Consider the following 24,743-nt stretch of genomic DNA (forward strand, 5'->3'; position numbering starts at 1 on the left):
CCGGCTTAGTTTGGTCAGGACTTACTCAGCTTCTCTGACTTTTCCATGCATTTCGCCATCGCTTCAATGACCGCCGCACGGAACCCGCGCTCTTCCAGCACCCGCACCGCTTCGATGGTGGTACCGCCAGGCGAGCAGACCATATCTTTCAGTTCCCCTGGATGCTTACCGGTTTCCAGCACCATTTTGGCTGAGCCCATCACCGCCTGTGCGGCAAATTTATAGGCCTGCGCACGTGGCATACCGCCAAGCACCGCAGCATCCGCCATCGCTTCCAGGAACATGAAGACATACGCAGGAGCAGAGCCACTCACGCCCACAACCGGATGGATCATCGATTCGGCAATCACTTCCGCTTCGCCGAAGCAGCGGAAAATGTTCAGCACATCGGCCACATCTTCCGTGGTCACCAGCGCGTTAGGGGTGATGGAGGTCATCCCAGCATTGACCAGTGAAGGGGTATTGGGCATTGCGCGAACAATTTTACGGTCATGACCCAGTGCACGGGCCAACTGATCGAGCGTCACGCCTGCGGCAATCGACACCACCAGCGTGTCTTTATTCAGGCTGGAGGTGATCTCGCTCAGGACTTTGATCATGATGTTCGGTTTAACCGCCCCAAAGACGATATCGGCGACCTGGGCCACTTCCTGCGCGCTTTCGGCTGCGTTAATACCATACTCATCACGCAACGCCGCGACTTTATCCGGTGATGGTGTATAGACCCAAATCTGACCCGGCAGGACCTGCCCGCTGGCGATCAGGCCACCCAGGATGGCTTTGCCCATGTTACCGCAGCCAATAAACCCGATTTTCTTATCCATCACGTTTCTCCGTCGTTATGCGTTGTTTTCTCTGATTGATAGCTTAACAACGAAATGCAGGCGACAATAGTCGCCAGTATCAATAGGGGAGACATTATGGCGATTTGGGTTGATGCGGACGCATGTCCGAATGTGATTAAAGAGATTTTGTTCCGTGCTGCCGAGCGTGTTCAGATGCCGCTTACGCTGGTGGCAAACCAGAATATCCGCGTACCGCCTTCCCGATTCATTCGTGCGTTGCGGGTTCCTGCCGGTTTTGATGTGGCGGATAACGAGATCGTACGGCTGTGCAGCGCGGAAGATCTGGTGATCACGGCGGATATTCCTTTGGCCGCAGAGGTACTGGAAAAGGGCGCCGCAGCGCTGAACCCGCGCGGGGAGCGTTACTCACCAACAACCATCCGGGAAAAACTGACCATGCGTGATTTCATGGATACGCTTCGCGCCAGCGGTGTGCAGACCGGTGGGCCAGACAGTTTATCTCAACGTGACCGCCAGCAGTTTGCCGCAGAGCTCGATAAGTGGCTGCTGGAAGTGAAACGTCGCCCTGCTAAATGATAATCATTGTCAATATGTGGTACAGTATGGCAGTGACAGGGTTGTCATTCCGTACCGCTTTGCAGTAAAGTAAACGCAACATCTTCTGCAATTATTTCTTTACACTCTTCAGCCATCCGGCATCAAGGGGAAACACCTGGTTATGACCCAACCCATCTTTTTAGTTGGCCCCCGCGGCTGTGGGAAAACCACCGTTGGCCTGGAGCTGGCGCGTACCTGTCAACGTCATTTTGTTGATACCGACCACTGGCTGCAGACGCAGGCCGGACAAACCATCGCGGATATCGTCGAAAAAGAAGGCTGGGAGAGCTTTCGCAGCCGTGAAACGGCCGCGCTGGAAGCGGTGACGGCTCCCGATGCGGTAATTGCCACAGGCGGCGGAATTATTCTGGCGGCATATAACCGCCGCTTTATGCGCGAAAAAGGGATTGTGATTTATCTCTGTGCACCCGTGGCTGCGCTGGTGGGGCGTCTGGAAGCGTTTCCGGAAGAGGGGCAACGCCCTGCGCTGACCTCCAGACCGCTCAGCGAAGAGGTGAGCGAAGTGCTGGCGGAGCGCGATGCGTTATACCGCGAAGCGGCACATCACGTAGTGGATGCTTCCGCGTCGCCCGAAGAGGTTGTGATTCAGATTATTACCGCCCTGCGTTTGGCTTGTGCCAGCTAACCGCCGTCTATACTTATAGCTCTGACATAAAAAAAGGATGAGCTATGCCAACCAGACCTCCCTATCCGCGTGAAGCACGTATTGTTACCGTTGAAAAAGGCAATGGCGGCCAAACCGTGACCTGGTATCAACTGCGTGCCGATCACCCTAAACCCGACTCTCTCATCAGTGAACATGAGACTGAACAGGAAGCGCTGGATGCGAAACGGCGCTACGAAGATCCCGATAAGTCATAAATGTTTTCCTAAACGCTCCAATACCGTGCCTGAATCACACTTTTTACTCATCGCTAATGTTAAGCAGGAGTTAATATTTAGTTATTACAGGTAGCTCCGTTACCGGCAGGTGATCTTTACATTTCGGGATGGAGATCACCTGCTACGCTTGGTGCTGTTTTGTTGAAAAAACGAACTGTGCAGCGTAGTGAGCCTGTACCTGTGTATTAAGTTTTTGTAGTAATGGAAGGCGAAGACGATGAAGGCAACGTTGGCGATCATCACTATTGGTGTGGTCCCTGTAAGCGAAGTGTTACCGCTCTTAACCGAGCATGTATCTGAACAACAGATCACGCATCTCAGCCTGCTGGGGAAGATGAGCCGGGAAGAGGTCATGGAGGACTACGCTGTAGAGGCGGGGGAGGATCCCCTGGCGACGTTATTAAGCGACGGTAAACTGGCGCATGTTTCACGACAGAAAATTGAGCGCTCGCTGCAGGCAGTAATAGAAGTGCTCGATAATCAAGAGTATGACGTTATTTTGCTGATGAGTACTGCTCCCATTAAGGGGCTCATGGCGCGTAATGCGATTTTACTCGAGCCGATGCGAATCATTCCGCCGCTGGTGGCATCCATTGTGGACGGACACCAGGTGGGGGTGATTGTGCCCATTGAAGAACTCATGGACAACCAGGAAGCAAAATGGCACGTGCTTGAAAAAACGCCCCTGTATGCGCTGGCCAATCCCTTCTGGGACAGTGAGGCCAAACTCATTGCGGCCGGGAAGGAGCTACTGGAGCGCGGGGCTGATGTATTGATCCTCGACTGCCTGGGGTTCCACCAGCATCACCGCGATCTACTGCAAAAAGCGCTGGATGTGCCGGTACTGTTGTCGAACGTTCTGATGGCGCGTCTGGCCTCAGAACTCCTTACCTGATGATTTTGCGTGACAGGTCATGAGCATGGCCCCTATAGTGAATTTTTATCTAAAAATATAAGGGCCAGTTCATGCTTCAAAGTAACGAATACTTTTCCGGTAAAGTGAAATCCATTGGTTTTACCAGCAGCAGCACTGGCCGCGCCAGTGTCGGCGTGATGGCTGAAGGGGAGTACACCTTTGGTACGGCCGAAGCTGAAGAGATGACGGTGGTAAGTGGTGCGCTTAACGTCTTACTGCCGGGTGAAACGGAATGGAAAGTTTACTCTGCCGGCGAAGTTTTCAACGTCCCTGGCCACAGTGAGTTCCATCTGCAGGTTGCTGAACCGACCTCTTATCTGTGCCGCTATCTGAAATAATCTTCTTCCCTCTCCCCGTTGGGGAGAGGGTCAGGTTGAGACGAAATTATCTCTGCGCTTCGCCGCCGAGGCCTTCTACCAGATTTTGAATCAACGCGGCCAGCTCGCCGGTCATCAGGATAAAGTCCGCATCAAAGCGCTGGGCGTAATCTTCACGATCGATATCTTCGTTCTGATCGCGCAGTTCATCGCAGAACTTCAGGCGCTTAACAGAGCCATCGTCACACATCACAAACTGAATACGCTGCTGCCAGTCGAGCGCCAGTTTAGTGACCACTTTGCCTGCTTCAATGTGGACGGCGATCTCATCGCTCACCAGATCCTGCTTTTTCGCACGAATGACACCGCCATCCTCAAGCAGGGCTTTCAGTTCGGCTTCATCGAGGATCTGGAACCCTTGCGCCGCCGTGCCGCTGCGAACCCATTCGGTCAGGGTTAACTCGATTGGCGTTTCCAGCGCCAGTGGAACCACTGGCAAAGAGCCGATGCTCTTACGCAGCAGGGCCAGCGTATCTTCCGCTTTTTTGGCGCTGGCGCAGTCCACCATGATCAGCCCGTTGACGGTATCGATCCACATCATGGTCTGGCTGAAGCGGCTAAACGCGCGCGGCAGCAGGGAGTGCAACACTTCGTCTTTCAGGGAATCTTTTTCGGTCTTTTTCAGCTTGCGGCCCTGTTCGGCTTCAAGCTTAAAAATTTTCGCTTCCAGCGCCTGCTTCACTACCGGCGTGGGCAGGATTTTCTCTTCTTTACGGGCGCAAACGATGATTTGACCCGTGCTGCTGGCGTGGGTCAGGGCATCGCTTTGTGAACCCATTGGCGGAACCCAACCGGTTTTTGCCATATCCTGGCTTCCGCAAGGGGAAAAGGTATAAGCGGCTAACTGTTTTTCCATCTCTTCTGCACGCAGCGAAACGTCGCGGCTGAGACGGTAAACCATCAAATTTTTGAACCACAGCATGATAATTTCCACGGCCTTGTCGTTAAATCAGCGGGCATGATAACGAATTGTCGCATCGCTTGCATTGCTAATCGGGAAGCGTGCTTCTACTCTGTTGATAATCAAAATAATGAGGAGAGTCTTGTGCGTATTGGGATTGATTTGGGCGGCACCAAAACTGAAGTTATCGCACTGAGCGAGCAGGGGGAGCAGCTTTTCCGTCACCGCCTGCCCACGCCGCGCGACGATTATCACCAGACTATCGAGACGATTGCCCGGCTGGTTGAGATGGCAGAGCAGGCGACAGGACAGACCGGCTCCGTCGGGATGGGCATTCCCGGGTCCATTTCGCCTTATACCGGGGTGGTGAAAAACGCCAACTCCACCTGGCTCAATGGCCAGCCTTTTGATAAAGATTTGAGCGCGCGTCTGCAGCGCGAGGTGCGTCTGGCAAATGATGCGAACTGTCTGGCGGTCTCAGAGGCGATTGACGGTGCGGCGGCGGGTGCCCAGACCGTTTTTGCTGTCATCATCGGTACCGGCTGCGGGGCCGGTGTGGCGTTCGGCGGGCGTGCGCATATTGGCGGTAACGGTACGGCAGGCGAGTGGGGACATAACCCATTGCCATGGATGGATGAAGACGAACTTAAATACCGTACTGAAGTGCCGTGCTACTGTGGAAAGCAGGGCTGTATTGAGACGTTTATCTCCGGCACCGGTTTTGCCGCCGATTACCACCGCCTGAGCGGTCAGCCGCTTAAGGGTAACGAGATCATGCGTCTGGTTGAGGAGCAGGATCCCGTGGCGGAACTGGCGTTGAGCCGCTACGAAATGCGCCTGGCGAAATCGCTGGCGCATGTGGTGAACATTCTCGATCCTGATGTGATTGTGCTGGGCGGTGGGATGAGCAACGTCGACCGGCTGTACGCGACGGTGCCTGCTCTCGTCAAACAGTGGGTCTTCGGCGGCGAGTGTGAAACCCCAATCCGCAAAGCCGTCCACGGTGACTCCAGCGGCGTGCGCGGCGCAGCGTGGTTATGGCCGGAATAAAAGCAAAACAGCAACGCACGTTGCGGTTTTTTATGTTTGTACCCTCTCCCTGTGGGAGAGGGCCAGGGTGAGGGCACCAGACCGCACCGATCCGCCTTTCACTGCACCGCAAACTCCTTATCCAGTCTGCTATACCCCAGTCCATTAATCTTCTTCACTTTGATTTGCACCGGAATACGCTCCTTCATAGCCTCGACGTGGCTTATCACGCCGATGGTTTTCCCGGTGGCATTCAGCGCGTCGAGCGCATCCAGCGCGGTGTCCAGCGTCTCGCTGTCGAGCGTGCCGAAACCTTCGTCCAGGAACAGCGAATCGATTCGCGTTTTGTGACTCACCAGGTCGGAAAGTGCCAGCGCCAGCGCCAGACTGACGAGGAAGCTTTCGCCGCCAGAAAGCGTGCGGGTATCGCGTACGGCATCGGCCTGCCAGGTATCGACCACCTCCAGCTCCAGTGCGTCGCTGACTTTACGCTGCAGCAGATAGCGCCCGTGCAGGCGGTTAAGCTGCTGGTTAGCGAGCCAGACCAGATTATCCAGCGTCAGACCCTGGGCGAATTTACGGAACTTGTCGCCAGTGCTGGAGCCTATCAGCGCATTCAGATAACCCCAGTCCTCGGCCAGACGTGAGGCCTCGTCAATTTGCTGCATCAGCGCCAGCTGGTGCTGGCGGTTATCGCTGTCCTGCTTAAGCTGCTGGCGGATCTCCCCCTGATGAGTGGTGTTCTCGCGAAGCTGCTGCGCCAGCTGCTGTAGCTGCGCATGCAGGGTTTGCGCGTCGGTGTCCAGCCCTTCCGGTCGCTGATGCTGGTGGGCCTGTAGCAGCTGTTCAGCCTGCCCGCTAAGCGCAATTGCCTGCTGAAGCTGGCTCTCCAGCGTCTGCTTGCGTTGTTCAAGATGGCGGATGGTCTCCTCATCCAGCAGCGCGGCGAGAAAGGCCTCGCGATCGGCGAAGCAGCTTGCCGCCAGCGCGGTGGCAAATTGCGCTGTGGCGTGCTGTAGCCGCTCGCTTTCCAGACTCTCCTGCTGCTGCAGGGTGGCAAGCTGGCTTTGCAGGGACAGGCATTCGTCATGGATCTCGCGCCAGTTCTCAGGAATGGCCGGTTCTGCCTCGGTGTCATCGCCTGCCGGAAGCGTGTCGAGCAGCGGTTTCAGGGTATTAATGCGCTCCTGAATCGCAGCATGCTGCGTCTGTTTTTCCTGCCACAGGTTGAATTCCGTTTCCCGGGCGTACAGCCAGGCGGTCTCTTCCCCCTCTTCAGGAACATGCAGCGACAGCGCGAGCAGGGCGTTTTCCAGTGCCTGACGCGTAGCCGACAGCTGCTGCTGGTACTGACGCTCCTGCGCTTGCTGTTCGTTAAGCTGGTTTTGCAGCGTCAGGCGCTGGCTGAGCTGATAGAGCTGACGTTCGTACTGTTCCTGTTCGTTCATCCATGGGGCGATATCTTCCTGAATATTCAATGAGATATTCAGGTCGGCGCAGACCTCCTGCCACTCTTTAGTGAGTGCTTGCTCTTCCTGAGAGAGCGTCTGTGCTTCGTCTGTTTCTCGCTGGATCTGCTGCGTCAGGGCATTGACCTGTCCCAGCACCAGCAGACCTTCCTCTTTAAGCGCGGCGACCTCTTTTTCCAGCGCGTCCCGGCGCCGCTGGTTATCGGTGAGCTCAAGCGCCTGATACGTCTCAATGGCGGGATGTTCACTGGAGCCGCACAGTGGGCAGGGTTTTCCGGCCTCAAGCTGCGAGCGGTAGCTTTCCAGCTTTTTGATCGTCGCTTCGCTTTCACACAATGCTTTCAAATCGACATAATGCTGGTTTTTTTCTTTGTACTGCTGGCGGCGCAGCGTCAGCGTTTCATTGAGTTTTACCTGCTCGGACTGCGCTTTTTGCCGGGTATCTGCGTTCTCTTGCAGCCGTTTTTGCAGCGGCTGATAGCGGGCATGAAGCGAGGTCAGGCGCTGGCGTAAAGGGCGTGACCGGGACTGTTGCTCCATTGCCGCTGCCACGTCATCCGCCGTCAGCGTCAGGGGGTTTTCCGGCATCCCGGCGAGCTTCTGACGTAATTCAGCAATACGGGCTGCAAGCGTGGCAATCTGATGTTTATCGCGGTTCAACTGCGCAAAATGGGCGCGCCAGCCAGCAATCTCCTGGCCCCACACGCGGTAACGTTCATGCTCCGCCAGCCATGTTGCCTGTGTCGTAAGGTCACTCTGCAGTTGCGCATGGGTACGCAGCGCCGTATGACGGATGCGTGAGCGCTGCGCGGCTTTGGCCTGTAAGCGAGTATTTACTTCGACAATGCGCTGCTTTGTCTGCGCGAGGCGCGTGGTTTGTTCTTGCTGGCTATCCCACAGGGGGCGAAGCTGGGCGGCGGGCTGCGCAAGCTGGAGTTTGGCCAGCTCAGGCGCGGCGTCGGTCAGAGCCTGCTGCGCCTGCTGTTGCAGGAGCATAACCCGCTGCTGCTCGCGAATAAGCTCGTCGTTGCGCCTCAGCCACTGAAAATCGCGCTGTTGGTTCTGCTGCTGAGTCAGCAGGGTTTTCTCTTCGTCAGTAAGTGCCTGCAAACTCTCCTGTAACTGCTGCTGTTGCGCTTCACTCAGTAGCACCACGCCTGCGGCCTGCGCCTCGCACATCTCAAGCGCGTTACGGGCGGCCTTATGTTTCTCGAACACCATCGCTGAGATCTGACCGTAGATCTCGGTGCCGGTCAGCTCTTCCAGCAGTTCGGCGCGATCGCCCGGTTTAGCGTTGAGGAAGGCAGCAAACTGCCCCTGGGAGAGCAACATTGAACGGGTAAAACGGCTATAATCCAGCCCGGTGAGCGCGGCGGTTTGCTCCAGTTTGTCCGTCACTTTATCGGCCAGAATTTTACCGTCTTCACAACGCGCCAGTTCAACGCGCGGTGCCTGCAGGTTTCCGTCTGGCTGATTGCGCGCGCGGTTCTGGCTCCAGAACGCACGATACGCTATGCCTTTTACCTCAAACTCCACCTCGGCCAGGCACTCGGCGGTATCGCGGGTCATCAGGTCGTTTTGTGCCTGGGAGACTTTTTGCAGACGCGGCGTTTCGTGGTAAAGGGCCAGACAGATGGCGTCGAGCAGGGTCGTTTTCCCGGCACCGGTCGCGCCGGTAATGGCGAACAGCCCGTTGCTGGCAAACGGCTCGGCGGTAAAGTCAATTTTCCACTCGCCCTTAAGGGAGTTGAGGTTTTTCAGACGCAGGCTCAGAATTTTCATGCGTTTTCTTCCTCATCGCTGAGCGCGTGCAGGGTATGAAGGAACAGCTCGTTCAGCCTTGCGCGCGTGGTGTCGTCAATCTCTTCCTGCGACAGTCGGCGTTCAAATACCTCTTCCACCCTCAGTTCGCTGAGCGTTTCACGCTGTGCACCCAGCAGAATTTTCTCGCGCTGTTCGCGGCTGCGGCGAACCAGTAAGACCTCGACGGGCAGATCTTCCGTCAACGCCTGAATTTTACGCTGCATATCATGCAGGTAGTCGTCGGTCGTGATTTCAATATCCAGCCAGATGGGCGGATTTTGCTCGACACCGCGCCACTGCTCCAGCTGAGTGGTAATCGCCGCCAGATCACCCTTCAGCACCGCCAGCGGTTGGGTGACGGGGACCTCCAGCGACTCCACGGCACTGAGTTTGCCCTCATTAAAGCTCACCAGGTGCACACATTTGGCTTTGCCGGTCTCATCAAAACTGAGCGCAATGGGCGAGCCGCAGTAGCGAATGTGCTCGCAGCCGCCGATGACCTGCGCCCGGTGAATATGCCCGAGCGCGATATAATCCGCTGGCGGGAAATTTTGCGCCGGGAAGGCGTCCAGCGTACCAATATAGATGTCACGCACCGCGTCACTTTTACTGGCGCCGACGGTAGTAAGATGCCCGGTGGCAATCACCGGAATGGCCTGTTCGCCGCGCAGGGCGCAGGCATCCGTATATTGCTGGTGATAATAGTCCGTGATGCTCTGCAACAGATGCTGCTGCTTTTCCCCGCCGGACATCCCCGCCTGACTCTGAACGATATCGCGTGGGCGCAGGAAGGGCACCGGACACAGCACCGCTCCCGGTGTACCGTCACGTTTTTTCAGGATCTGCGGCGCATGACCGGCGCTGGCTACCACGGTCGTGTTAAGGAAGGCCAGGATATCGCGGGATTCATTCAGCGTTGCGACGGAGTCGTGGTTACCGGCGACAATCACCAGATGACAGCCGGTTTGTTGCAGATTTACCACGAAGCGGTTGTAGAGCTCACGCGCATAGCTTGGCGGCGAACCGGTATCAAAAATGTCACCCGCAACAATAATCGCGTCCACCTCGTGCGATCGGGCCGTGTCCAGCAGCCAGTTCAGGAACGCTTCATGCTCCGCTGCCCGGCTTTTGCTGTAAAAGTTTTGACCCAGATGCCAGTCCGAGGTGTGTAATATGCGCATAGCGAATCCGTGGCAAAAAAAGGGAATGGGGATTATAAACTTTCAGAAGCTGGAAAATAACCGCTGTAATAAAACAACAGTTTGCCATTTTACGTGGTACTGTTTTTCATAAATCTGTCATAAAACTGACGCATAATGACGCCGCATTACAAACTTGTAACTTAAATAAGATAAGACAGGGCAAAGTATGGCGAGACGTATTCTGGTCGTAGAAGATGAAGCTCCAATTCGTGAAATGGTGTGCTTCGTGCTCGAACAAAATGGCTTCCAGCCGGTTGAAGCGGAAGATTATGACAGCGCGGTGAACCAGCTGAATGAACCCTGGCCCGATCTGATCCTGCTTGACTGGATGTTGCCTGGCGGCTCCGGACTGCAGTTTATCAAACACCTCAAGCGTGAAGCGATGACCCGCGATATCCCCGTTGTCATGCTTACCGCGCGCGGTGAAGAGGAAGATCGTGTGCGCGGCCTTGAGACCGGCGCGGATGATTACATTACTAAACCCTTCTCACCGAAAGAGCTGGTTGCCCGTATTAAAGCTGTGATGCGCCGTATTTCACCGATGGCGGTGGAAGAGGTCATTGAAATGCAGGGCCTGAGCCTTGATCCTACCTCGCACCGTGTTATGACGGGCGAAAATCCCCTCGACATGGGGCCTACCGAATTCAAACTCCTGCATTTCTTTATGACTCACCCGGAGCGTGTTTACAGCCGCGAACAGTTGCTGAATAACGTCTGGGGAACTAACGTGTATGTCGAAGACCGGACGGTTGACGTACATATCCGCCGCCTGCGTAAAGCGCTGGAACTGAGCGGCCACGATCGCATGGTACAGACGGTCCGCGGCACGGGTTATCGTTTTTCTACCCGTTTCTGAACAATGACAGGAGTGTGACGCGTGCTGGAACGTCTGTCATGGAAAAGGCTCGTCTTTGAACTGATCTTATGTTGTATTCCGGCCTTCATTTTGGGGGCCTTTCTTGGATACCTGCCGTGGTTTCTGCTGGCGTCTGTGACCGGGCTGCTGATCTGGCATTTCTGGAACTTACTGCGCCTCTCCTGGTGGTTGTGGGTTGACAGAAGTATGACGCCTCCCCCGGGAAGCGGGAGCTGGGAGCCGCTGCTTTACGGCCTGCACCAGATGCAGATGCGTAATAAAAAGCGCCGTCGCGAGCTGGGAAGCCTGATTAAACGCTTTCGCAGCGGTGCGGAATCGCTGCCGGATGCGGTGATTCTGACCACGGAAGAGGGGACAATCTTCTGGTGTAACGGTCTCGCCCAACAGCTGCTGGGCCTGCGCTGGCCGGACGATAATGGCCAGAACATCCTCAACCTTTTGCGTTATCCGGAGTTTACGCAGTATCTGAAAAAACGTGATTTCACGCGTCCGCATAATCTGAAGCTCAACAATGGCCGCCATCTTGAAATACGTGTGATGCCCTACAGCGATCGGCAATGGCTGATGGTAGCGCGTGACGTCACCCAGATGCACCAGCTGGAAGGGGCACGACGCAACTTCTTCGCCAACGTGAGCCACGAGCTGCGCACGCCGCTGACGGTGCTGCAGGGCTATCTGGAGATGATGCAGGAGCAGACGCTTGAAGGTGCGCCGCGTGAGAAGGCGCTGCATACCATGCGCGAGCAGACGCACCGTATGGAAGGGCTGGTGAAACAGCTGCTGACGCTGTCGAAGATTGAGGCGGCTCCGACGCTTGCCTTAAATGACACTATCGACGTACCGATGATGCTGCGGGTAGTGGAGCGCGAAGCGCAAACCTTAAGCCATAAAAAACATCATCTGACCTTTGACGTCGATAACAGTCTGAAGGTGCTCGGGAGCGAGGATGAACTGCGGAGTGCTATCTCTAATCTGGTCTATAACGCGGTTAATCATACCCCGGAAGGAACGGATATTATGGTGCGCTGGCAGCAGACACCAACGGGGGCCGAGTTTAGCGTCGAGGATAACGGGCCGGGCATTGCGCCTGAGCATCTTCCACGTCTGACCGAGCGGTTTTACCGGGTAGATAAAGCCCGTTCCCGGCAAACGGGGGGAAGCGGGCTGGGGCTGGCCATTGTGAAGCACGCGGTGAATCACCATGAAAGCCGCCTCGATATTCAAAGCACGCTGGGCAAAGGAACCCGTTTCAGTTTCGTTATACCGGAACGATTAATTGCCAAAAAGATCGCCTGACGGCGGGTGTGTCATTTTACCTTTCCACGGGCCAGTTATTGCTGGCCCGTTTGCTTTGCAGTAAAGCGAAACGCGAATGAATTTTATACGGCTGGTGCTTTTTTGTTCGCATGATTAGCCATGGCTTTTTCATGATATTAGCGAATTATTCTGGTTGGTATTTTCATGCTGGCATATTGTTCTGGTTTTACGATCCCTCCTTGCCTTTAAACGTTATAAGCGTTTAAATTGCCCCCCAGATACTGTCAGACCGACTGTATTTGCGTGGTAAATCGAAAAACTATTCTTCTCCACGCCAGGACGGGAGCATATCCCGCTGAAATTGAGCAAAATTTCCGCTGTATCGTCCCATTGGGGATGGCGAAAATCTCAATATATTCAACACCACATCCACAGGCAGTAAGGTTTTATGACCCATCACTTAAAATCGCGTGACATCATCGCGCTGGGCTTTATGACATTTGCGCTGTTCGTTGGCGCAGGCAACATCATTTTTCCTCCAATGGTTGGCTTACAGGCGGGTGAACACGTCTGGACAGCAGCATTTGGTTTCCTGATTACTGCCGTGGGCCTGCCGGTGTTGACCGTGGTTGCGCTGGCGAAAGTTGGCGGCGGCGTTGATAGCCTCAGCACCCCAATTGGTAAAGTGGCTGGCGTTCTGCTGGCAACGGTGTGTTATCTGGCCGTTGGCCCGCTGTTTGCGACCCCGCGTACTGCGACAGTCTCCTTCGAAGTGGGGATTGCGCCACTGACCGGTGACGGTGCGATGCCGCTGTTTATCTACAGCATGGTTTACTTCGCTATTGTGATTCTGGTCTCCCTCTATCCGGGCAAACTGCTGGATACCGTGGGTAACTTCCTGGCTCCACTCAAAATTATCGCGCTGATCGTGCTGGCGGTTGCGGCCATTATCTGGCCTGCGGGTCCTATCAGCAGCGCGATGGATGCCTACCAAAACGCGGCCTTCTCTAACGGATTTGTGAACGGCTATCTGACCATGGATACGCTGGGCGCGATGGTGTTTGGTATCGTTATCGTGAACGCCGCTCGTTCCCGTGGTGTGACCGAAGCGCGTCTGCTGACCCGCTATACCATATGGGCTGGTCTGATGGCCGGTGTGGGCCTGACGCTGCTCTATCTGGCGCTGTTCCGCCTGGGTTCCGATAGCGCCACGCTGGTCGATCAGAACGCGAATGGTGCGGCAATTCTGCACGCTTACGTCCAGCACACCTTTGGCGGTGCGGGCAGCATGCTGCTGGCGGCCCTGATCTTCCTGGCCTGTCTGGTGACGGCGGTTGGTCTGACCTGTGCCTGTGCGGAGTTCTTTGCGCAGTATCTGCCACTCTCTTACCGCACGCTGGTATTCATCCTCGGCATCTTCTCCATGGCGGTGTCTAACCTCGGTCTGAGCCACCTGATTCAGGTCTCCATTCCGGTGCTGACGGCCATCTATCCGCCGTGTATCGTGCTGGTGGTGTTGAGCTTTACGCGCCCGTGGTGGAACAACTCCTCGCGAATTATTGCGCCAGCCATGTTTATCAGCCTGATTTTTGGTATCCTTGACGGGATTAAAGCATCAGCGTTTGCTCACATCCTGCCAGCCTGGACACAGCGTCTGCCGCTGTCTGAGCAAGGTCTGGCCTGGCTGATGCCTACCGTTGTTGCACTGGTTCTGGCCATTATCTGGGACCGTGCTGCAGGGCGTCAGGTTACATCGAACGCCCATTAATCAACGGCAACAAACTGTTTAACCACGGGGCTTAAGGCCCCGTGGTTTTTTGTTTTTTTCGTGTTGAATGGCAAGATTTAAATGGAAAGCACTAACAAACTCAAACGTGGGCTGAGCACGCGCCACATTCGCTTTATGGCGCTCGGCTCCGCTATCGGTACCGGTCTTTTTTATGGCTCGGCAGATGCCATCAAAATGGCCGGTCCAAGCGTTCTGCTGGCCTACATCATCGGCGGCGTGGCGGCGTATATCATCATGCGTGCGCTGGGAGAGATGTCGGTTCATAACCCTTCAGCCAGTTCATTCTCGCGCTATGCGCAGGAGAATTTAGGCCCGCTGGCCGGGTTTATCACCGGCTGGACCTACTGCTTCGAAATTCTGATTGTGGCCATTGCCGACGTCACCGCCTTTGGCATCTACATGGGCGTCTGGTTCCCGGCGGTTCCGCACTGGATTTGGGTGTTGAGCGTGGTGCTGATTATCTGTGCCGTCAACCTGATGAGCGTGAAGGTCTTCGGTGAGCTGGAGTTCTGGTTCTCCTTCTTCAAGGTTGCCACCATCATCATCATGATTGTGGCCGGTTTCGGCATCATCATCTGGGGGATCGGTAACGGCGGCCAGCCAACCGGTATTCATAACCTCTGGAGCAACGGTGGTTTCTTCAGCAACGGCTGGCTCGGCATGGTGATGTCGCTCCAGATGGTGATGTTTGCCTACGGCGGGATTGAGATTATCGGGATCACCGCCGGGGAAGCCAAAGACCCGGAGAAGTCCATTCCGCGCGCCATCAACTCGGTGCCGATGCGTATTCTGGTGTTCTATGTGGGTACGCTGTTCGTCATTATGTCTATCTATCCGTGGAACCAGGTGGGGACCAACGGTAGCCCGTTTGTGCTGACCTTCCAGCATATGGGCATCGCCTTTGCGGCCAGCATCCTGAACTTTGTGGTCCTGACCGCGTCGCTGTCAGCGATCAACAGTGACGTCTTTGGCGTGGGCCGCATGCTGCACGGCATGGCAGAGCAGGGCAGTGCGCCGAAAGTCTTTGCCAAAACCTCCCGTCGCGGCACGCCATGGGTGACGGTTATGGTGATGACCGTTGCGCTGCTGCTGTCGGTCTACCTGAATTACATCATGCCGGAAAACGTCTTCCTGGTGATCGCTTCTCTGGCGACCTTCGCGACCGTGTGGGTGTGGATCATGATCCTGCTGTCACAGATTGCGTTCCGCCGCCGTCTGTCCCCTGAGGAGGCAAAAGCGCTGAAGTTTAAAGTGCCAGGCGGGGTAGCGACGACCGTCGTTGGGCTGATCTTCCTGGTGTTTATCATCGGCCTGATTGGCTACCATCCTGATACCCGTATTTCCCTCTACGTGGGCTGTGCGTGGATCGTACTGCTGCTGGTGGGTTGGGTGTTTAAATGCCGCCGCGACCGTCAGCTGGCGCAGGCGCAGTAATATTTTATGCCCTCTCCCTGTGGGAGAGGGAATTTTGTCTCCTCCTCCTTTCTCCTCCCTCAATAATCGCGAACGTGATGAGCTATCCTTAATCACCCTGTGGCAAGGTGACGTCAATTTCATCAAAGGGGATTCGTGATGTTAAACGCCTGGCACCTTCCGGTTGCCCCATTTGTTAAGCAAAACAAAGACAACCTTGTGATTACGCTCTGGCTGGCGGGGGAAAATCAGCCTGAACGCGTGACGCTACGCGCTGAAGTCGATAATGAAGAAACCACGCTGAAAATGCACAAGCAGCGCAGCCAGCCGCAGCCTGGCGTAACGGCATGGCGGGCAAACATCGACTTGCGCAGCGGCCAGCCGCGCCGACGCTATAGCTTTAAGCTGCTCTGGAATAACCGCCAGCTGTGGTTTACCCCGCAGGGATTTAGCCGTTTTCCTCCGGCGCGGCTGGAGCAGTTTGCCGTCGATTACCCGGACGCTGGCCCGCAGTGGGTTAACGATCAGGTCTTCTATCAGATCTTCCCGGATCGCTTTGCGCGCAGCGAAACGCGCACCGCCGGGCAGGATAAAGTTTATTACCACCACGCTGCAGGACACGACATTATCCTGAAAGAATGGGATGAGCCGTTAACCGCGCAGGCGGGCGGCTCGACGTTCTACGGCGGCGATCTTGACGGCATCAGCGAAAAGCTACCGTATCTGAAGAAGCTGGGCGTGACGGCGCTGTACCTTAACCCGGTGTTTAAAGCACCGAGCGTGCATAAATACGATACCGCCGATTATCGCCACGTTGACCCGCAGTTTGGCGGTGATGACGCGCTGCTTCGTCTGCGTAAAAATACGCAAAAAGAAAGCATGCGTCTGATTCTGGACGGCGTGTTTAACCACAGCGGCGACTCACACGCGTGGTTTGACCGTCATAACCAGTCGATGGGCGGGGCGTGCCATAACCCGGATTCACCCCAGCGCGACTGGTACAGCTTCAACGAGGAGGGTCGCGCGCTGGACTGGCTGGGCTATCCGAGCCTGCCAAAACTGGATTTCCAGTCGCAAACGCTAGTGAACGAGATTTACGGCGGTGAAAACAGCATTGTGCGCCACTGGTTGAGTGAGCCATGGAATATGGATGGCTGGCGTCTTGACGTGGTGCATATGCTCGGTGAAGCGGGCGGGGCGCGTAATAACCTTCAGCACGTCGCCGGGATCACCCGTGCAGCAAAAGCCGCGCAGCCCGAGGCGTTCGTTTTTGGCGAACATTTTGGCGACGCGCGCCAGTGGCTGCAGGCGGACGCGGAAGATGCGGCAATGAACTATCGCGGTTTTACCTTCCCGCTGTGGGGATTCCTTGCTAACACCGATATTTCCTACGATCCGCAGCATATTGATGCGGAAACCTGCATGGCGTGGATGGATAACTACCGCGCCAGTCTTTCGCATCAGCAGCAGTTACGGATGTTTAACCAGCTGGACAGCCATGACACCGCGCGATTTAAATCCCTGCTCGGTAAGGATGTCGCGCGCCTGCCGCTGGCGGTGACCTGGCTCTTTACCTGGCCGGGCGTGCCGTGCATCTATTACGGCGATGAGGTGGGGCTGGACGGGAACAACGATCCATTCTGCCGCAAAACCTTCCCATGGGATCCGGCGAAGCAGGACAACGTGCTGTTCAGCCTGTATCAGCGGCTGGCGAAACTGCGTAAGCAGAGCCAGGCGCTGCGCTACGGTGGTTGTCAGGTGGTTTATGCCCACGACAACGTGGTGGTGTTTGTCCGCGTCTATAACCAGCAGCGCGTGCTGGTAGCCATCAACCGGGGCGAGGCGTGCGAAGTGGTGCTGGATGACTCTCCGCTGCTTAACGTGAGCGCGTGGCAGCTAAAAGAGGGGAAAGGGAGCGTGCAGGAGGGGATCCTCTCCCTGCTGGCGATTTCTGCTTCCGTCTGGTTTGGCTGACGGCGTGATAACAAAAAGGCCCGCATAAGCGGGCCTTTTTCGTAAACCGTGCCGATTACAGGCTGGATACGTTCTCGGACAGGTATTTCGCAACGCCGTCTGGGGACGCAGACATACCTTCTTTACCTTTTTCCCACTGAGCCGGGCACACTTCACCGTGCTCTTCGTGGAACTGCAGCGCGTCAACCATACGCAGCATTTCGTCGATGTTACGACCCAGCGGCAGATCGTTCACAACCTGGTGACGCACGATGCCGTTCGCGTCGATCAGGAAGGAGCCACGCAGCGCAACGCCAGCGTCCGGATGTTCGATACCGTAAGCCTGCTGGATTTCGCGTTTGATGTCCGCAACCATTGCGTATTTCACCGCACCGATGCCGCCTTTGTCGACAGGGGTGTTACGCCATGCGTTGTGTACAAACTCAGAGTCGAAGGAGACGCCAACCACTTCTACGCCACGCTTCTGGAATTCTTCATAACGTTTGTCGAACGCGATCAGCTCAGACGGGCAAACGAAAGTGAAGTCCATTGGCCAGAAGAACAGAACGGTCGCTTTACCGTTGGTGTGCTGTTTGAAGTTGAAGTTTTCAACGATTTCACCGTTGCCCAGAACTGCTGCAGCTGTAAAATCCGGAGCCGGACGAGTTACCAGAACCATATGATTCTCCTGTAGATACTAAGGTTATTTGGAACGCAACGCGAGCCAGTATAGAGAGTGTTCATGGATAAGACAAAGAGGTGGTGACAATCGTTCCGCCAGCTTTTACCTATCAATGCGAATTCTGTCAGAGCTGTTTGTTTTTCGCCTGCGCCATCATTCGCGGGTAAAACTGCCAGAAACGCGTTTCCAGCGCATCGTAATGTTCGTCCAGGTCATGCCAGGAGTCGCGTAGTGCATCCAGCCGCGGTCGGCGGCTCGCCATCCCATTTAACACATTCTGGATGAAGTCCATCTCGCGATAGCGCTCCAGCCAGCGTTCCGACCACAGGTAATTATTCAGATTCACAAAGCGCGGCGGCGAGTCAGGCAGGATGATCGACACCTGCTGGTGGGCATAACGCACAAAATCCGGCAATGGCATTTCCGGCGACAGCTGCGCCCAGTGGCGCGACAGGAAATGGTCCCACATGACATCAAGCGAGATTGGCGCAACGCGGCGCGTTTCGGGGCGAAACCACGCTTTGGCCTCGGTCACTTCTGGCAGGTTATCCGTCATGACATCGATACGACGATGCATAAAAATCCCGTCGACAACCTCAGCGGGCCAGGTCTCGGCGGGGTTGCCGCGGACGAAATCGGCCAGCAAATTGCCGGAAAGGGAGCTGTCAGCGAGGTGAGCGAGGTGCAGGTGAGCGAGAAAATTCATGCGTTTTATTTGTCCGGGGGCGGCTAGTTGTTGCAGCAAAAGGGTGTGAGCACTAGACTATGCCGCCTGTTTTTAAGTCACGAGTATACGTCATGCGCGTCGCCGATTTCTCCTTTGAACTACCTGAATCCCTGATTGCTCACTATCCAATGCCTGAGCGCAGTAGCTGTCGCTTGCTGTCACTGGACGGGCCAACGGGCGAGCTGACGCACGGTACTTTCACCGATCTGCTCGACAAGCTCAACCCTGGCGATCTGCTGGTCTTTAACAATACCCGCGTGATCCCGGCGCGTCTGTTTGGCCGCAAGGCCAGCGGCGGCAAGATTGAAGTGCTGGTCGAACGTATGCTCGATGATAAACGTATTCTGGCACATATTCGCGCCTCTAAAGCACCTAAACCGGGTGCCGAACTGCTGCTGGGCGATGACGAGAGCATCAAAGCAACTATGACCGCGCGCCACGACGCGCTGTTTGAAGTGGAGTTCAACGATGAGCGCACGGTGCTGGATATTCTCAACGCCATCGGCCACATGCCTTTGCCGCCGTACATTGAGCGCCCGGATGAAGAGGCCGATCGTGAGCTCTACCAGACCGTCTACAGCCAGAAGCCTGGCGCGGTAGCGGCGCCGACGGCGGGTCTGCACTTTGACGAACCGCTGCTGGAAAAATTACGTGCAAAAGGCGTGGAGATGGCGTTTGTGACGCTGCACGTCGGCGCGGGCACCTTCCAGCCGGTGCGGGTAGACAGCATTGAAGATCACATCATGCACTCTGAGTATGCTGAAGTGCCGCAGGAGGTTGTTGATGCGGTTCTGGCGGCAAAAGCGCGCGGCAGCCGCGTTGTTGCGGTAGGCACCACCTCCGTACGTTCACTGGAGAGCGCTGCCCAGGCGGCTCAAAAAGATCTGATCGAGCCATTCTTTGGCGATACGCAGATCTTTATCTATCCGGGCTATCAGTACAAAGTCATCGATGCACTGGTGACCAATTTCCATCTGCCTGAATCAACGCTGATTATGCTGGTCTCCGCCTTTGCGGGGTATCAGCACACCATGGCGGCATACAAGTCTGCGGTAGAACAAAAATATCGCTTTTTTAGCTACGGGGACGCGATGTTTATCACGTACAATCCGCTGGCTTTGAATGAGCGTGTCGGGGAATAAGTCCGCGGCACCGGAATAATGTGTTGGACTGTTTTTCTGGCACAGAGGAATAAAAATGAAATTTGAACTCGATACCACCGATGGCCGCGCGCGTCGCGGTCGCCTGGTGTTTGATCGCGGCGTGGTGGAAACCCCCGCGTTTATGCCTGTGGGGACTTACGGCACCGTAAAAGGGATGACGCCGGAAGAAGTAGAAGCCACTGGCGCCCAGATTATCCTCGGTAATACCTTCCACCTGTGGCTGCGTCCTGGTCAGGAGATCATGAAGCTTCACGGCGATCTGCATGACTTCATGCAGTGGAAAGGCCCGATCCTGACCGATTCTGGCGGTTTCCAGGTCTTCAGCCTGGGTGATATTCGCAAGATCACCGAGGAGGGCGTCCACTTCCGTAACCCGATCAACGGCGATCCGATTTTCCTCGATCCTGAAAAGTCTATGGAGATTCAGTACGATCTCGGCTCTGACATCGTGATGATCTTCGACGAATGTACGCCATACCCGGCGGACTGGGATTACGCTAAACGTTCCATGGAGATGTCGCTGCGCTGGGCGAAGCGTAGCCGCGACCGTTTTGACTCCCTGCAGAACAAAAATGCGCTGTTCGGCATTATCCAGGGCAGTGTTTACGAAGATTTACGCGATATCTCTGTTAAAGGTCTGGTAGAGATAGGTTTTGATGGCTACGCTGTCGGCGGTTTAGCTGTGGGTGAGCCGAAGGAAGACATGCACCGTATTCTGGAACATGTCTGCCCGCAAATCCCGGCGGATAAACCCCGTTACCTGATGGGTGTGGGTAAGCCAGAAGATCTGGTTGAAGGTGTGCGCCGCGGCATCGATATGTTCGACTGCGTCATGCCAACCCGTAACGCACGTAACGGTCATCTGTTTGTTACCGATGGCGTGGTGAAAATCCGTAACGCGAAGCATAAGAGTGACACCAGTCCGCTCGATGCCGAGTGCGATTGCTACACCTGTCGCAATTATTCTCGCGCGTATTTGCATCATCTCGATCGTTGCAATGAGATTTTGGGCGCGCGTCTCAATACCATTCATAACCTTCGCTATTATCAGCGCTTAATGGCTGGTTTACGCAAGGCTATCGAAGAGGGTAAATTAGAGAGCTTCGTGACCGATTTTTACCAACGTCAGGGTCGAACCGTTCCACCTTTGAACGTTGATTAATATTAATAATGAGGGAATTTGAATGAGCTTTTTTATTTCTGATGCGGTAGCGGCAACAGGTGCTCCAGCGCAGGGCAGCCCGATGTCTCTGATTCTGATGCTGGTTGTGTTCGGTCTGATCTTCTACTTCATGATCCTGCGCCCACAGCAGAAGCGTACCAAAGAGCACAAAAAGCTGATGGACTCCATCGCGAAAGGTGATGAAGTCCTGACTAACGGTGGCCTGGTCGGTCGCGTAACCAAAGTGGCTGAAAATGGCTACATTGCTATCGCCCTGAACGACACCACTGAAGTGGTTATCAAACGTGACTTCGTAGCTGCCGTTCTGCCGAAAGGCACCATGAAGGCGCTGTAATCCCAACTTTTCCCAAAGGGAACTGCCGTGTTAAACCGTTATCCTTTGTGGAAGTACATCATGCTGGTCGTCGTGATTCTCGTCGGCCTGCTGTACGCGCTTCCCAACCTGTATGGTGAGGATCCGGCTGTTCAAATCACTGGCGCGCGCGGTGTCGCCGCCAGTGAGCAAACGCTGATCCAGGTCCAGAAAACGTTACAAGAAGAAAAAATTACCGCTAAGTCTGTGGCTCTGGAAGAGGGCGCAATTCTTGCTCGCTTCGACACCACCGACACGCAGCTCCGCGCTCGTGAAGCGCTGATGGGCGTGCTGGGTGATAAATACGTCGTGGCGCTTAACCTTGCTCCTGCTACCCCACGTTGGCTGGCTGCGCTGAGCGCAGAGCCAATGAAACTCGGTCTTGACCTCCGTGGCGGCGTACACTTCCTGATGGAAGTGGATATGGATACCGCGCTGGGCAAACTGCAGGAACAGAATATCGATAGCCTGCGCAGCGATCTGCGTGAAAAAGGCATCGCGTATACCACCGTTCGTAAAGAAGATAACTACGGTATGAGCATCACGTTCCGTGACAGTGCGGCGCGCGATCAGGCTGTAGATTACCTGACCCAACGTCACCGTGACCTGGTGATCACCGCTCAGGGCAGCAACCAGCTGCGCGCGGTAATGACCGACGCCCGTCTGAAAGAAGCGCGTGAATATGCCGTTCAGCAGAACATCAACATTCTGCGCAACCGTGTAAACCAACTGGGCGTGGCTGAACCGCTGGTGCAGCGTCAGGGTGCTGACCGTATCGTTGTAGAACTGCCGGGTATTCAGGACACCGCGCGCGCGAAAGAGATTCTGGGCGCCACTGCAACGCTGGAATTCCGTCTGGTGAACACCAACGTTGACCAGTCTGCTGCCGCTTCTGGCCGTATTCCGGGTGACTCGGAAGTGAAAGAGACCCGCGAAGGTCAGCCCGTTGTGCTGTACAAACGCGTGATCCTGACCGGTGACCATATCACCGACTCCACCTCCAGCCAGGACGAGTACAACCAGCCGCAGGTTAACATCTCGCTGGACAGCGCGGGTGGTAACATCATGTCTAACTTCACCAAGGACAACATCGGTAAACCGATGGCAACCCTGTTCGTGGAGTACAAAGACAGCGGTAAGAAAGACGCTAACGGCCGTGCGGTGCTGGTGAAAGAGGAAGAGGTGATTAACATCGCCAATATCCAGTCTCGTCTGGGTAACAGCTTCCGTATCACCGGTATCAACAACCCGAACGAAGCGCGTCAGCTCTCTCTGCTGCTGCGTGCCGGTGCGCTGATTGCGCCAATTCAGATTGTTGAAGAACGTACCATTGGTCCAACTCTGGGTATGCAAAACATCCAGCAGGGGCTGGAAGCATGTCTGGCCGGTCTGGCGGTATCTATCCTCTTCATGATCTTCTTCTATAAGAAGTTTGGTCTGATTGCCACCTCCGCGCTGATCGCGAACCTGGTGCTGATCATCGGCATTATGTCCCTGCTGCCAGGGGCGACGCTGACCATGCCGGGGATTGCGGGTATCGTTCTGACCCTTGCGGTGGCGGTCGACGCCAACGTACTGATTAACGAACGTATCAAAGAAGAATTGAGCAACGGTCGCTCTGTTCAGCAGGCGATTGATGAAGGCTATAAAGGCGCGTTCAGCTCCATCTTCGATGCGAACGTAACAACACTGATCAAGGTTCTTATCCTGTATGCAGTGGGGACTGGCGCAATCAAAGGCTTTGCGATTACCACCGGTATCGGTGTTGCAACGTCAATGTTTACTGCTATTGTCGGCACCCGTGCCATCGTGAACCTGCTGTACGGCGGCAAGCGCGTCAAAAAGCTGTCTATCTGAGGAGTGCGTTGTGGCACAGGAATATACTGTTGAACAATTGAACCACGGCCGTAAAGTCTGGGACTTTATGCGCTGGGACTACTGGGCCTTCGGCATTTCAGGTTTACTGCTGATTCTGTCCATCGTCGTTATGGGCGTAAAAGGCTTTAACTGGGGTCTGGATTTCACCGGCGGTACGGTGATTGAAATCACCCTGGAAAAACCGGTTGATATGGACCAGATGCGTCAGTCACTGCAGAAAGCGGGCTTTGAAGAGCCGCTGCTGCAGAACTTCGGCAGCAGCCGCGACATCATGGTGCGTATGCCGCCGGTACACGATGCCAACGGCAGTCAGGAACTGGGCAGCAAGGTTGTTAGCGTGATTAACGAAACAACCAGCCAGAACGCCACGGTTAAGCGTATTGAGTTCGTCGGCCCGAGCGTGGGTGCGGACCTGGCGCAAACCGGTGCGATGGCACTGCTGGTGGCGCTGATCTCCATCCTGGTGTACGTCGGTTTCCGCTTTGAGTGGCGACTGGCGGCGGGTGTGGTTATCGCACTGGCGCACGACGTGGTGATCACCATGGGCGTACTGTCTCTGTTCCATATTGAGATTGACCTGACAATTGTGGCATCCCTGATGTCCGTTATCGGTTACTCCCTGAACGACAGTATCGTGGTATCTGACCGTATTCGTGAAAACTTCCGTAAGATCCGTCGCGGTACGCCGTACGAAATCTTTAACGTGTCGTTGACCCAGACGCTGCACCGTACCTTGATCACATCCGGTACCACCTTGATGGTGATCCTGATGCTGTATCTCTTCGGTGGTCCAGTGCTGGAAGGCTTCTCGCTGACCATGCTGATCGGTGTGTCTATCGGTACTGCGTCGTCAATCTACGTGGCGTCTGCACTGGCACTGAAACTCGGCATGAAGCGCGAGCACCTGCTCCAGCAGAAAGTCGAGAAAGAAGGGGCGGATCAGCCGTCTATTCTGCCGTAAGACGTTTATCGCGTTATCGAAATCCCGGTCTGTTGACCGGGATTTTTTTTATCTGCTCCTGACAAACACTCCTGACAGTATGCTGTCAGGAGCCCTGTCGTAGACTCCTGTTGAACCCAAACAAGAGGCAGGAGGATGTATGAAAAGTGTGATTAACTGGTTTGAGATCCCGGTCGCGGATATGGATCGCGCCATCAAATTTTATGAGCCGGTGATGCAGGTTTCACTGAGGCGCGAGAAAATGGACAGCGCCGAGCTGGCGGTATTCCCGCATGAGGATCCGGCCACCGGCGGCGCGCTGGCAAAATTTGAGGGGATTATTCCCTCGGTGCAGGGGGCCATTATCTACCTGCATACTGACAATCTGACAGCAACGCTCGATCGCATTGCCTCTGCGGGCGGCGAGTGCGTGTTTGGCCCGCTGGAGTTACCGCGCGGTATTGGTACTATTGCTTTATTTACCGACAGCGAAGGTAATCGCGTCGGCCTTCATCAACCTGCCTGA

At 55.3% G+C, this 24,743-nt stretch carries 23 protein-coding genes; 17 read left to right on the plus strand and 6 right to left on the minus strand.

Features of this window, described 5'->3' with window-relative positions; all coding sequences use genetic code 11:
* Positions 1 to 14: 14 nt before the first annotated feature.
* Positions 15 to 824: a pyrroline-5-carboxylate reductase gene (gene proC / locus PUZ33_RS19075; protein WP_013095814.1), complete on the minus strand. Its 810-nt coding sequence runs from the start codon at positions 822 to 824 to the stop codon at positions 15 to 17.
* Between the two features lie 96 nt (positions 825 to 920).
* Between proC and PUZ33_RS19080 the strand changes: the two genes are divergently transcribed.
* The 5 genes from PUZ33_RS19080 to ppnP all read left to right on the plus strand — a co-directional run bounded on the left by PUZ33_RS19080 (position 921) and on the right by ppnP (position 3,560).
* The gene (locus PUZ33_RS19080) at positions 921 to 1,382 is read left to right on the plus strand and encodes a YaiI/YqxD family protein (protein ID WP_023620968.1); all 462 of its coding nucleotides are present in this window, start codon (positions 921 to 923) and stop codon (positions 1,380 to 1,382) included.
* Between the two features lie 142 nt (positions 1,383 to 1,524).
* The gene (gene aroL / locus PUZ33_RS19085; RefSeq protein ID WP_023620969.1) at positions 1,525 to 2,049 is read left to right on the plus strand and encodes a shikimate kinase AroL; all 525 of its coding nucleotides are present in this window, start codon (positions 1,525 to 1,527) and stop codon (positions 2,047 to 2,049) included.
* A gap of 44 nt (positions 2,050 to 2,093) precedes the next feature.
* Complete coding sequence (gene yaiA, locus PUZ33_RS19090) at positions 2,094 to 2,285, plus strand: protein YaiA (RefSeq protein ID WP_023620970.1); 192 nt, start codon at positions 2,094 to 2,096, stop codon at positions 2,283 to 2,285.
* 238 nt (positions 2,286 to 2,523) lie between these two features.
* The gene (locus PUZ33_RS19095) at positions 2,524 to 3,201 is read left to right on the plus strand and encodes an AroM family protein (protein ID WP_013095818.1); all 678 of its coding nucleotides are present in this window, start codon (positions 2,524 to 2,526) and stop codon (positions 3,199 to 3,201) included.
* Positions 3,202 to 3,272: 71 nt separating this feature from the next.
* The gene (gene ppnP / locus PUZ33_RS19100) at positions 3,273 to 3,560 is read left to right on the plus strand and encodes a pyrimidine/purine nucleoside phosphorylase (RefSeq protein ID WP_013095819.1); all 288 of its coding nucleotides are present in this window, start codon (positions 3,273 to 3,275) and stop codon (positions 3,558 to 3,560) included.
* Positions 3,561 to 3,606: 46 nt separating this feature from the next.
* Here ppnP and rdgC read toward each other — a convergent pair whose 3' ends face one another.
* On the minus strand, positions 3,607 to 4,521 hold the full coding sequence (gene rdgC / locus PUZ33_RS19105; protein WP_013095820.1) for a recombination-associated protein RdgC: 915 nt from the start codon (positions 4,519 to 4,521) through the stop codon (positions 3,607 to 3,609).
* A gap of 123 nt (positions 4,522 to 4,644) precedes the next feature.
* Here rdgC and mak point away from each other — a divergent pair, with 123 nt between their 5' ends.
* Positions 4,645 to 5,550: a fructokinase gene (gene mak, locus PUZ33_RS19110; RefSeq protein WP_058681186.1), complete on the plus strand. Its 906-nt coding sequence runs from the start codon at positions 4,645 to 4,647 to the stop codon at positions 5,548 to 5,550.
* A gap of 98 nt (positions 5,551 to 5,648) precedes the next feature.
* Here mak and sbcC read toward each other — a convergent pair whose 3' ends face one another.
* Positions 5,649 to 8,780, minus strand: a complete 3,132-nt coding sequence (sbcC, locus tag PUZ33_RS19115; RefSeq protein ID WP_058681185.1) for an exonuclease subunit SbcC — start codon at positions 8,778 to 8,780, stop codon at positions 5,649 to 5,651.
* On the minus strand, positions 8,777 to 9,982 hold the full coding sequence (gene sbcD, locus PUZ33_RS19120) for an exonuclease subunit SbcD (RefSeq protein ID WP_058681184.1): 1,206 nt from the start codon (positions 9,980 to 9,982) through the stop codon (positions 8,777 to 8,779). The genes sbcC and sbcD overlap by 4 nt, the downstream gene beginning before the upstream one ends.
* A gap of 187 nt (positions 9,983 to 10,169) precedes the next feature.
* Here sbcD and phoB point away from each other — a divergent pair, with 187 nt between their 5' ends.
* From phoB to malZ, 5 genes are all read left to right on the plus strand, one after another.
* Positions 10,170 to 10,859 carry a phosphate response regulator transcription factor PhoB gene (phoB, locus tag PUZ33_RS19125; RefSeq protein ID WP_010428026.1) on the plus strand — a complete coding sequence of 230 codons (690 nt, stop codon included), beginning with the start codon at positions 10,170 to 10,172 and terminating at the stop codon, positions 10,857 to 10,859.
* A gap of 21 nt (positions 10,860 to 10,880) precedes the next feature.
* Complete coding sequence (gene phoR / locus PUZ33_RS19130) at positions 10,881 to 12,176, plus strand: phosphate regulon sensor histidine kinase PhoR (protein WP_029883416.1); 1,296 nt, start codon at positions 10,881 to 10,883, stop codon at positions 12,174 to 12,176.
* Between the two features lie 409 nt (positions 12,177 to 12,585).
* The gene (gene brnQ, locus PUZ33_RS19135; RefSeq protein WP_058681183.1) at positions 12,586 to 13,905 is read left to right on the plus strand and encodes a branched-chain amino acid transporter carrier protein BrnQ; all 1,320 of its coding nucleotides are present in this window, start codon (positions 12,586 to 12,588) and stop codon (positions 13,903 to 13,905) included.
* A gap of 81 nt (positions 13,906 to 13,986) precedes the next feature.
* The gene (proY, locus tag PUZ33_RS19140) at positions 13,987 to 15,360 is read left to right on the plus strand and encodes a proline-specific permease ProY (RefSeq protein ID WP_020686369.1); all 1,374 of its coding nucleotides are present in this window, start codon (positions 13,987 to 13,989) and stop codon (positions 15,358 to 15,360) included.
* A gap of 138 nt (positions 15,361 to 15,498) precedes the next feature.
* Complete coding sequence (gene malZ, locus PUZ33_RS19145) at positions 15,499 to 17,313, plus strand: maltodextrin glucosidase (protein ID WP_252107640.1); 1,815 nt, start codon at positions 15,499 to 15,501, stop codon at positions 17,311 to 17,313.
* A 55-nt stretch (positions 17,314 to 17,368) separates the two neighbouring features.
* Here the strand turns inward: malZ and PUZ33_RS19150 are convergent, their stop codons facing one another.
* Together PUZ33_RS19150 and acpH are read right to left on the minus strand one after the other, a co-directional pair.
* Positions 17,369 to 17,971, minus strand: coding sequence for a peroxiredoxin (locus PUZ33_RS19150; protein ID WP_013095829.1), 603 nt, complete (start codon positions 17,969 to 17,971; stop codon positions 17,369 to 17,371).
* Positions 17,972 to 18,098: 127 nt separating this feature from the next.
* Positions 18,099 to 18,680 carry an ACP phosphodiesterase gene (gene acpH / locus PUZ33_RS19155; RefSeq protein WP_038985392.1) on the minus strand — a complete coding sequence of 194 codons (582 nt, stop codon included), beginning with the start codon at positions 18,678 to 18,680 and terminating at the stop codon, positions 18,099 to 18,101.
* 92 nt (positions 18,681 to 18,772) lie between these two features.
* Between acpH and queA the strand changes: the two genes are divergently transcribed.
* The 6 genes from queA (at position 18,773) to PUZ33_RS19185 (ending at position 24,743) form a co-directional block, all read left to right on the plus strand.
* On the plus strand, positions 18,773 to 19,843 hold the full coding sequence (queA, locus tag PUZ33_RS19160) for a tRNA preQ1(34) S-adenosylmethionine ribosyltransferase-isomerase QueA (protein WP_029883413.1): 1,071 nt from the start codon (positions 18,773 to 18,775) through the stop codon (positions 19,841 to 19,843).
* 55 nt (positions 19,844 to 19,898) lie between these two features.
* The gene (gene tgt / locus PUZ33_RS19165; protein WP_013095832.1) at positions 19,899 to 21,026 is read left to right on the plus strand and encodes a tRNA guanosine(34) transglycosylase Tgt; all 1,128 of its coding nucleotides are present in this window, start codon (positions 19,899 to 19,901) and stop codon (positions 21,024 to 21,026) included.
* Positions 21,027 to 21,048: 22 nt separating this feature from the next.
* On the plus strand, positions 21,049 to 21,381 hold the full coding sequence (yajC, locus tag PUZ33_RS19170) for a preprotein translocase subunit YajC (RefSeq protein WP_000007629.1): 333 nt from the start codon (positions 21,049 to 21,051) through the stop codon (positions 21,379 to 21,381).
* Between the two features lie 27 nt (positions 21,382 to 21,408).
* On the plus strand, positions 21,409 to 23,256 hold the full coding sequence (secD, locus tag PUZ33_RS19175; RefSeq protein WP_071830016.1) for a protein translocase subunit SecD: 1,848 nt from the start codon (positions 21,409 to 21,411) through the stop codon (positions 23,254 to 23,256).
* Positions 23,257 to 23,266: 10 nt separating this feature from the next.
* Entirely contained in the window at positions 23,267 to 24,238 is a 972-nt protein-coding gene (gene secF / locus PUZ33_RS19180; protein WP_013095834.1) for a protein translocase subunit SecF, read from the plus strand.
* A 139-nt stretch (positions 24,239 to 24,377) separates the two neighbouring features.
* Complete coding sequence (locus tag PUZ33_RS19185) at positions 24,378 to 24,743, plus strand: VOC family protein (RefSeq protein WP_020686373.1); 366 nt, start codon at positions 24,378 to 24,380, stop codon at positions 24,741 to 24,743.

This window comes from Enterobacter cloacae complex sp. 2022EL-00981, assembly GCF_028737495.1.
Taxonomy (GTDB): domain Bacteria; phylum Pseudomonadota; class Gammaproteobacteria; order Enterobacterales; family Enterobacteriaceae; genus Enterobacter; species Enterobacter cloacae.

Excerpts from the sequence above, each read along its gene's own strand:
- brnQ (WP_058681183.1), top strand. The coding sequence starts at position 12,586 with ATGACCCATCACTTAAAATCGCGTGACATCATCGCGCTGGGCTTTATG.
- PUZ33_RS19080 (WP_023620968.1), top strand. The coding sequence starts at position 921 with ATGGCGATTTGGGTTGATGCGGACGCATGTCCGAATGTGATTAAAGAG.
- sbcC (WP_058681185.1), bottom strand. The coding sequence starts at position 8,780 with ATGAAAATTCTGAGCCTGCGTCTGAAAAACCTCAACTCCCTTAAGGGC.
- PUZ33_RS19150 (WP_013095829.1), bottom strand. The coding sequence starts at position 17,971 with ATGGTTCTGGTAACTCGTCCGGCTCCGGATTTTACAGCTGCAGCAGTT.
- sbcD (WP_058681184.1), bottom strand. The coding sequence starts at position 9,982 with ATGCGCATATTACACACCTCGGACTGGCATCTGGGTCAAAACTTTTAC.
- aroL (WP_023620969.1), top strand. The coding sequence starts at position 1,525 with ATGACCCAACCCATCTTTTTAGTTGGCCCCCGCGGCTGTGGGAAAACC.
- malZ (WP_252107640.1), top strand. The coding sequence starts at position 15,499 with ATGTTAAACGCCTGGCACCTTCCGGTTGCCCCATTTGTTAAGCAAAAC.
- ppnP (WP_013095819.1), top strand. The coding sequence starts at position 3,273 with ATGCTTCAAAGTAACGAATACTTTTCCGGTAAAGTGAAATCCATTGGT.
- PUZ33_RS19185 (WP_020686373.1), top strand. The coding sequence starts at position 24,378 with ATGAAAAGTGTGATTAACTGGTTTGAGATCCCGGTCGCGGATATGGAT.
- phoB (WP_010428026.1), top strand. The coding sequence starts at position 10,170 with ATGGCGAGACGTATTCTGGTCGTAGAAGATGAAGCTCCAATTCGTGAA.
- yajC (WP_000007629.1), top strand. The coding sequence starts at position 21,049 with ATGAGCTTTTTTATTTCTGATGCGGTAGCGGCAACAGGTGCTCCAGCG.
- proC (WP_013095814.1), bottom strand. The coding sequence starts at position 824 with ATGGATAAGAAAATCGGGTTTATTGGCTGCGGTAACATGGGCAAAGCC.
- rdgC (WP_013095820.1), bottom strand. The coding sequence starts at position 4,521 with ATGCTGTGGTTCAAAAATTTGATGGTTTACCGTCTCAGCCGCGACGTT.
- acpH (WP_038985392.1), bottom strand. The coding sequence starts at position 18,680 with ATGAATTTTCTCGCTCACCTGCACCTCGCTCACCTCGCTGACAGCTCC.
- PUZ33_RS19095 (WP_013095818.1), top strand. The coding sequence starts at position 2,524 with ATGAAGGCAACGTTGGCGATCATCACTATTGGTGTGGTCCCTGTAAGC.
- yaiA (WP_023620970.1), top strand. The coding sequence starts at position 2,094 with ATGCCAACCAGACCTCCCTATCCGCGTGAAGCACGTATTGTTACCGTT.
- tgt (WP_013095832.1), top strand. The coding sequence starts at position 19,899 with ATGAAATTTGAACTCGATACCACCGATGGCCGCGCGCGTCGCGGTCGC.
- proY (WP_020686369.1), top strand. The coding sequence starts at position 13,987 with ATGGAAAGCACTAACAAACTCAAACGTGGGCTGAGCACGCGCCACATT.
- queA (WP_029883413.1), top strand. The coding sequence starts at position 18,773 with ATGCGCGTCGCCGATTTCTCCTTTGAACTACCTGAATCCCTGATTGCT.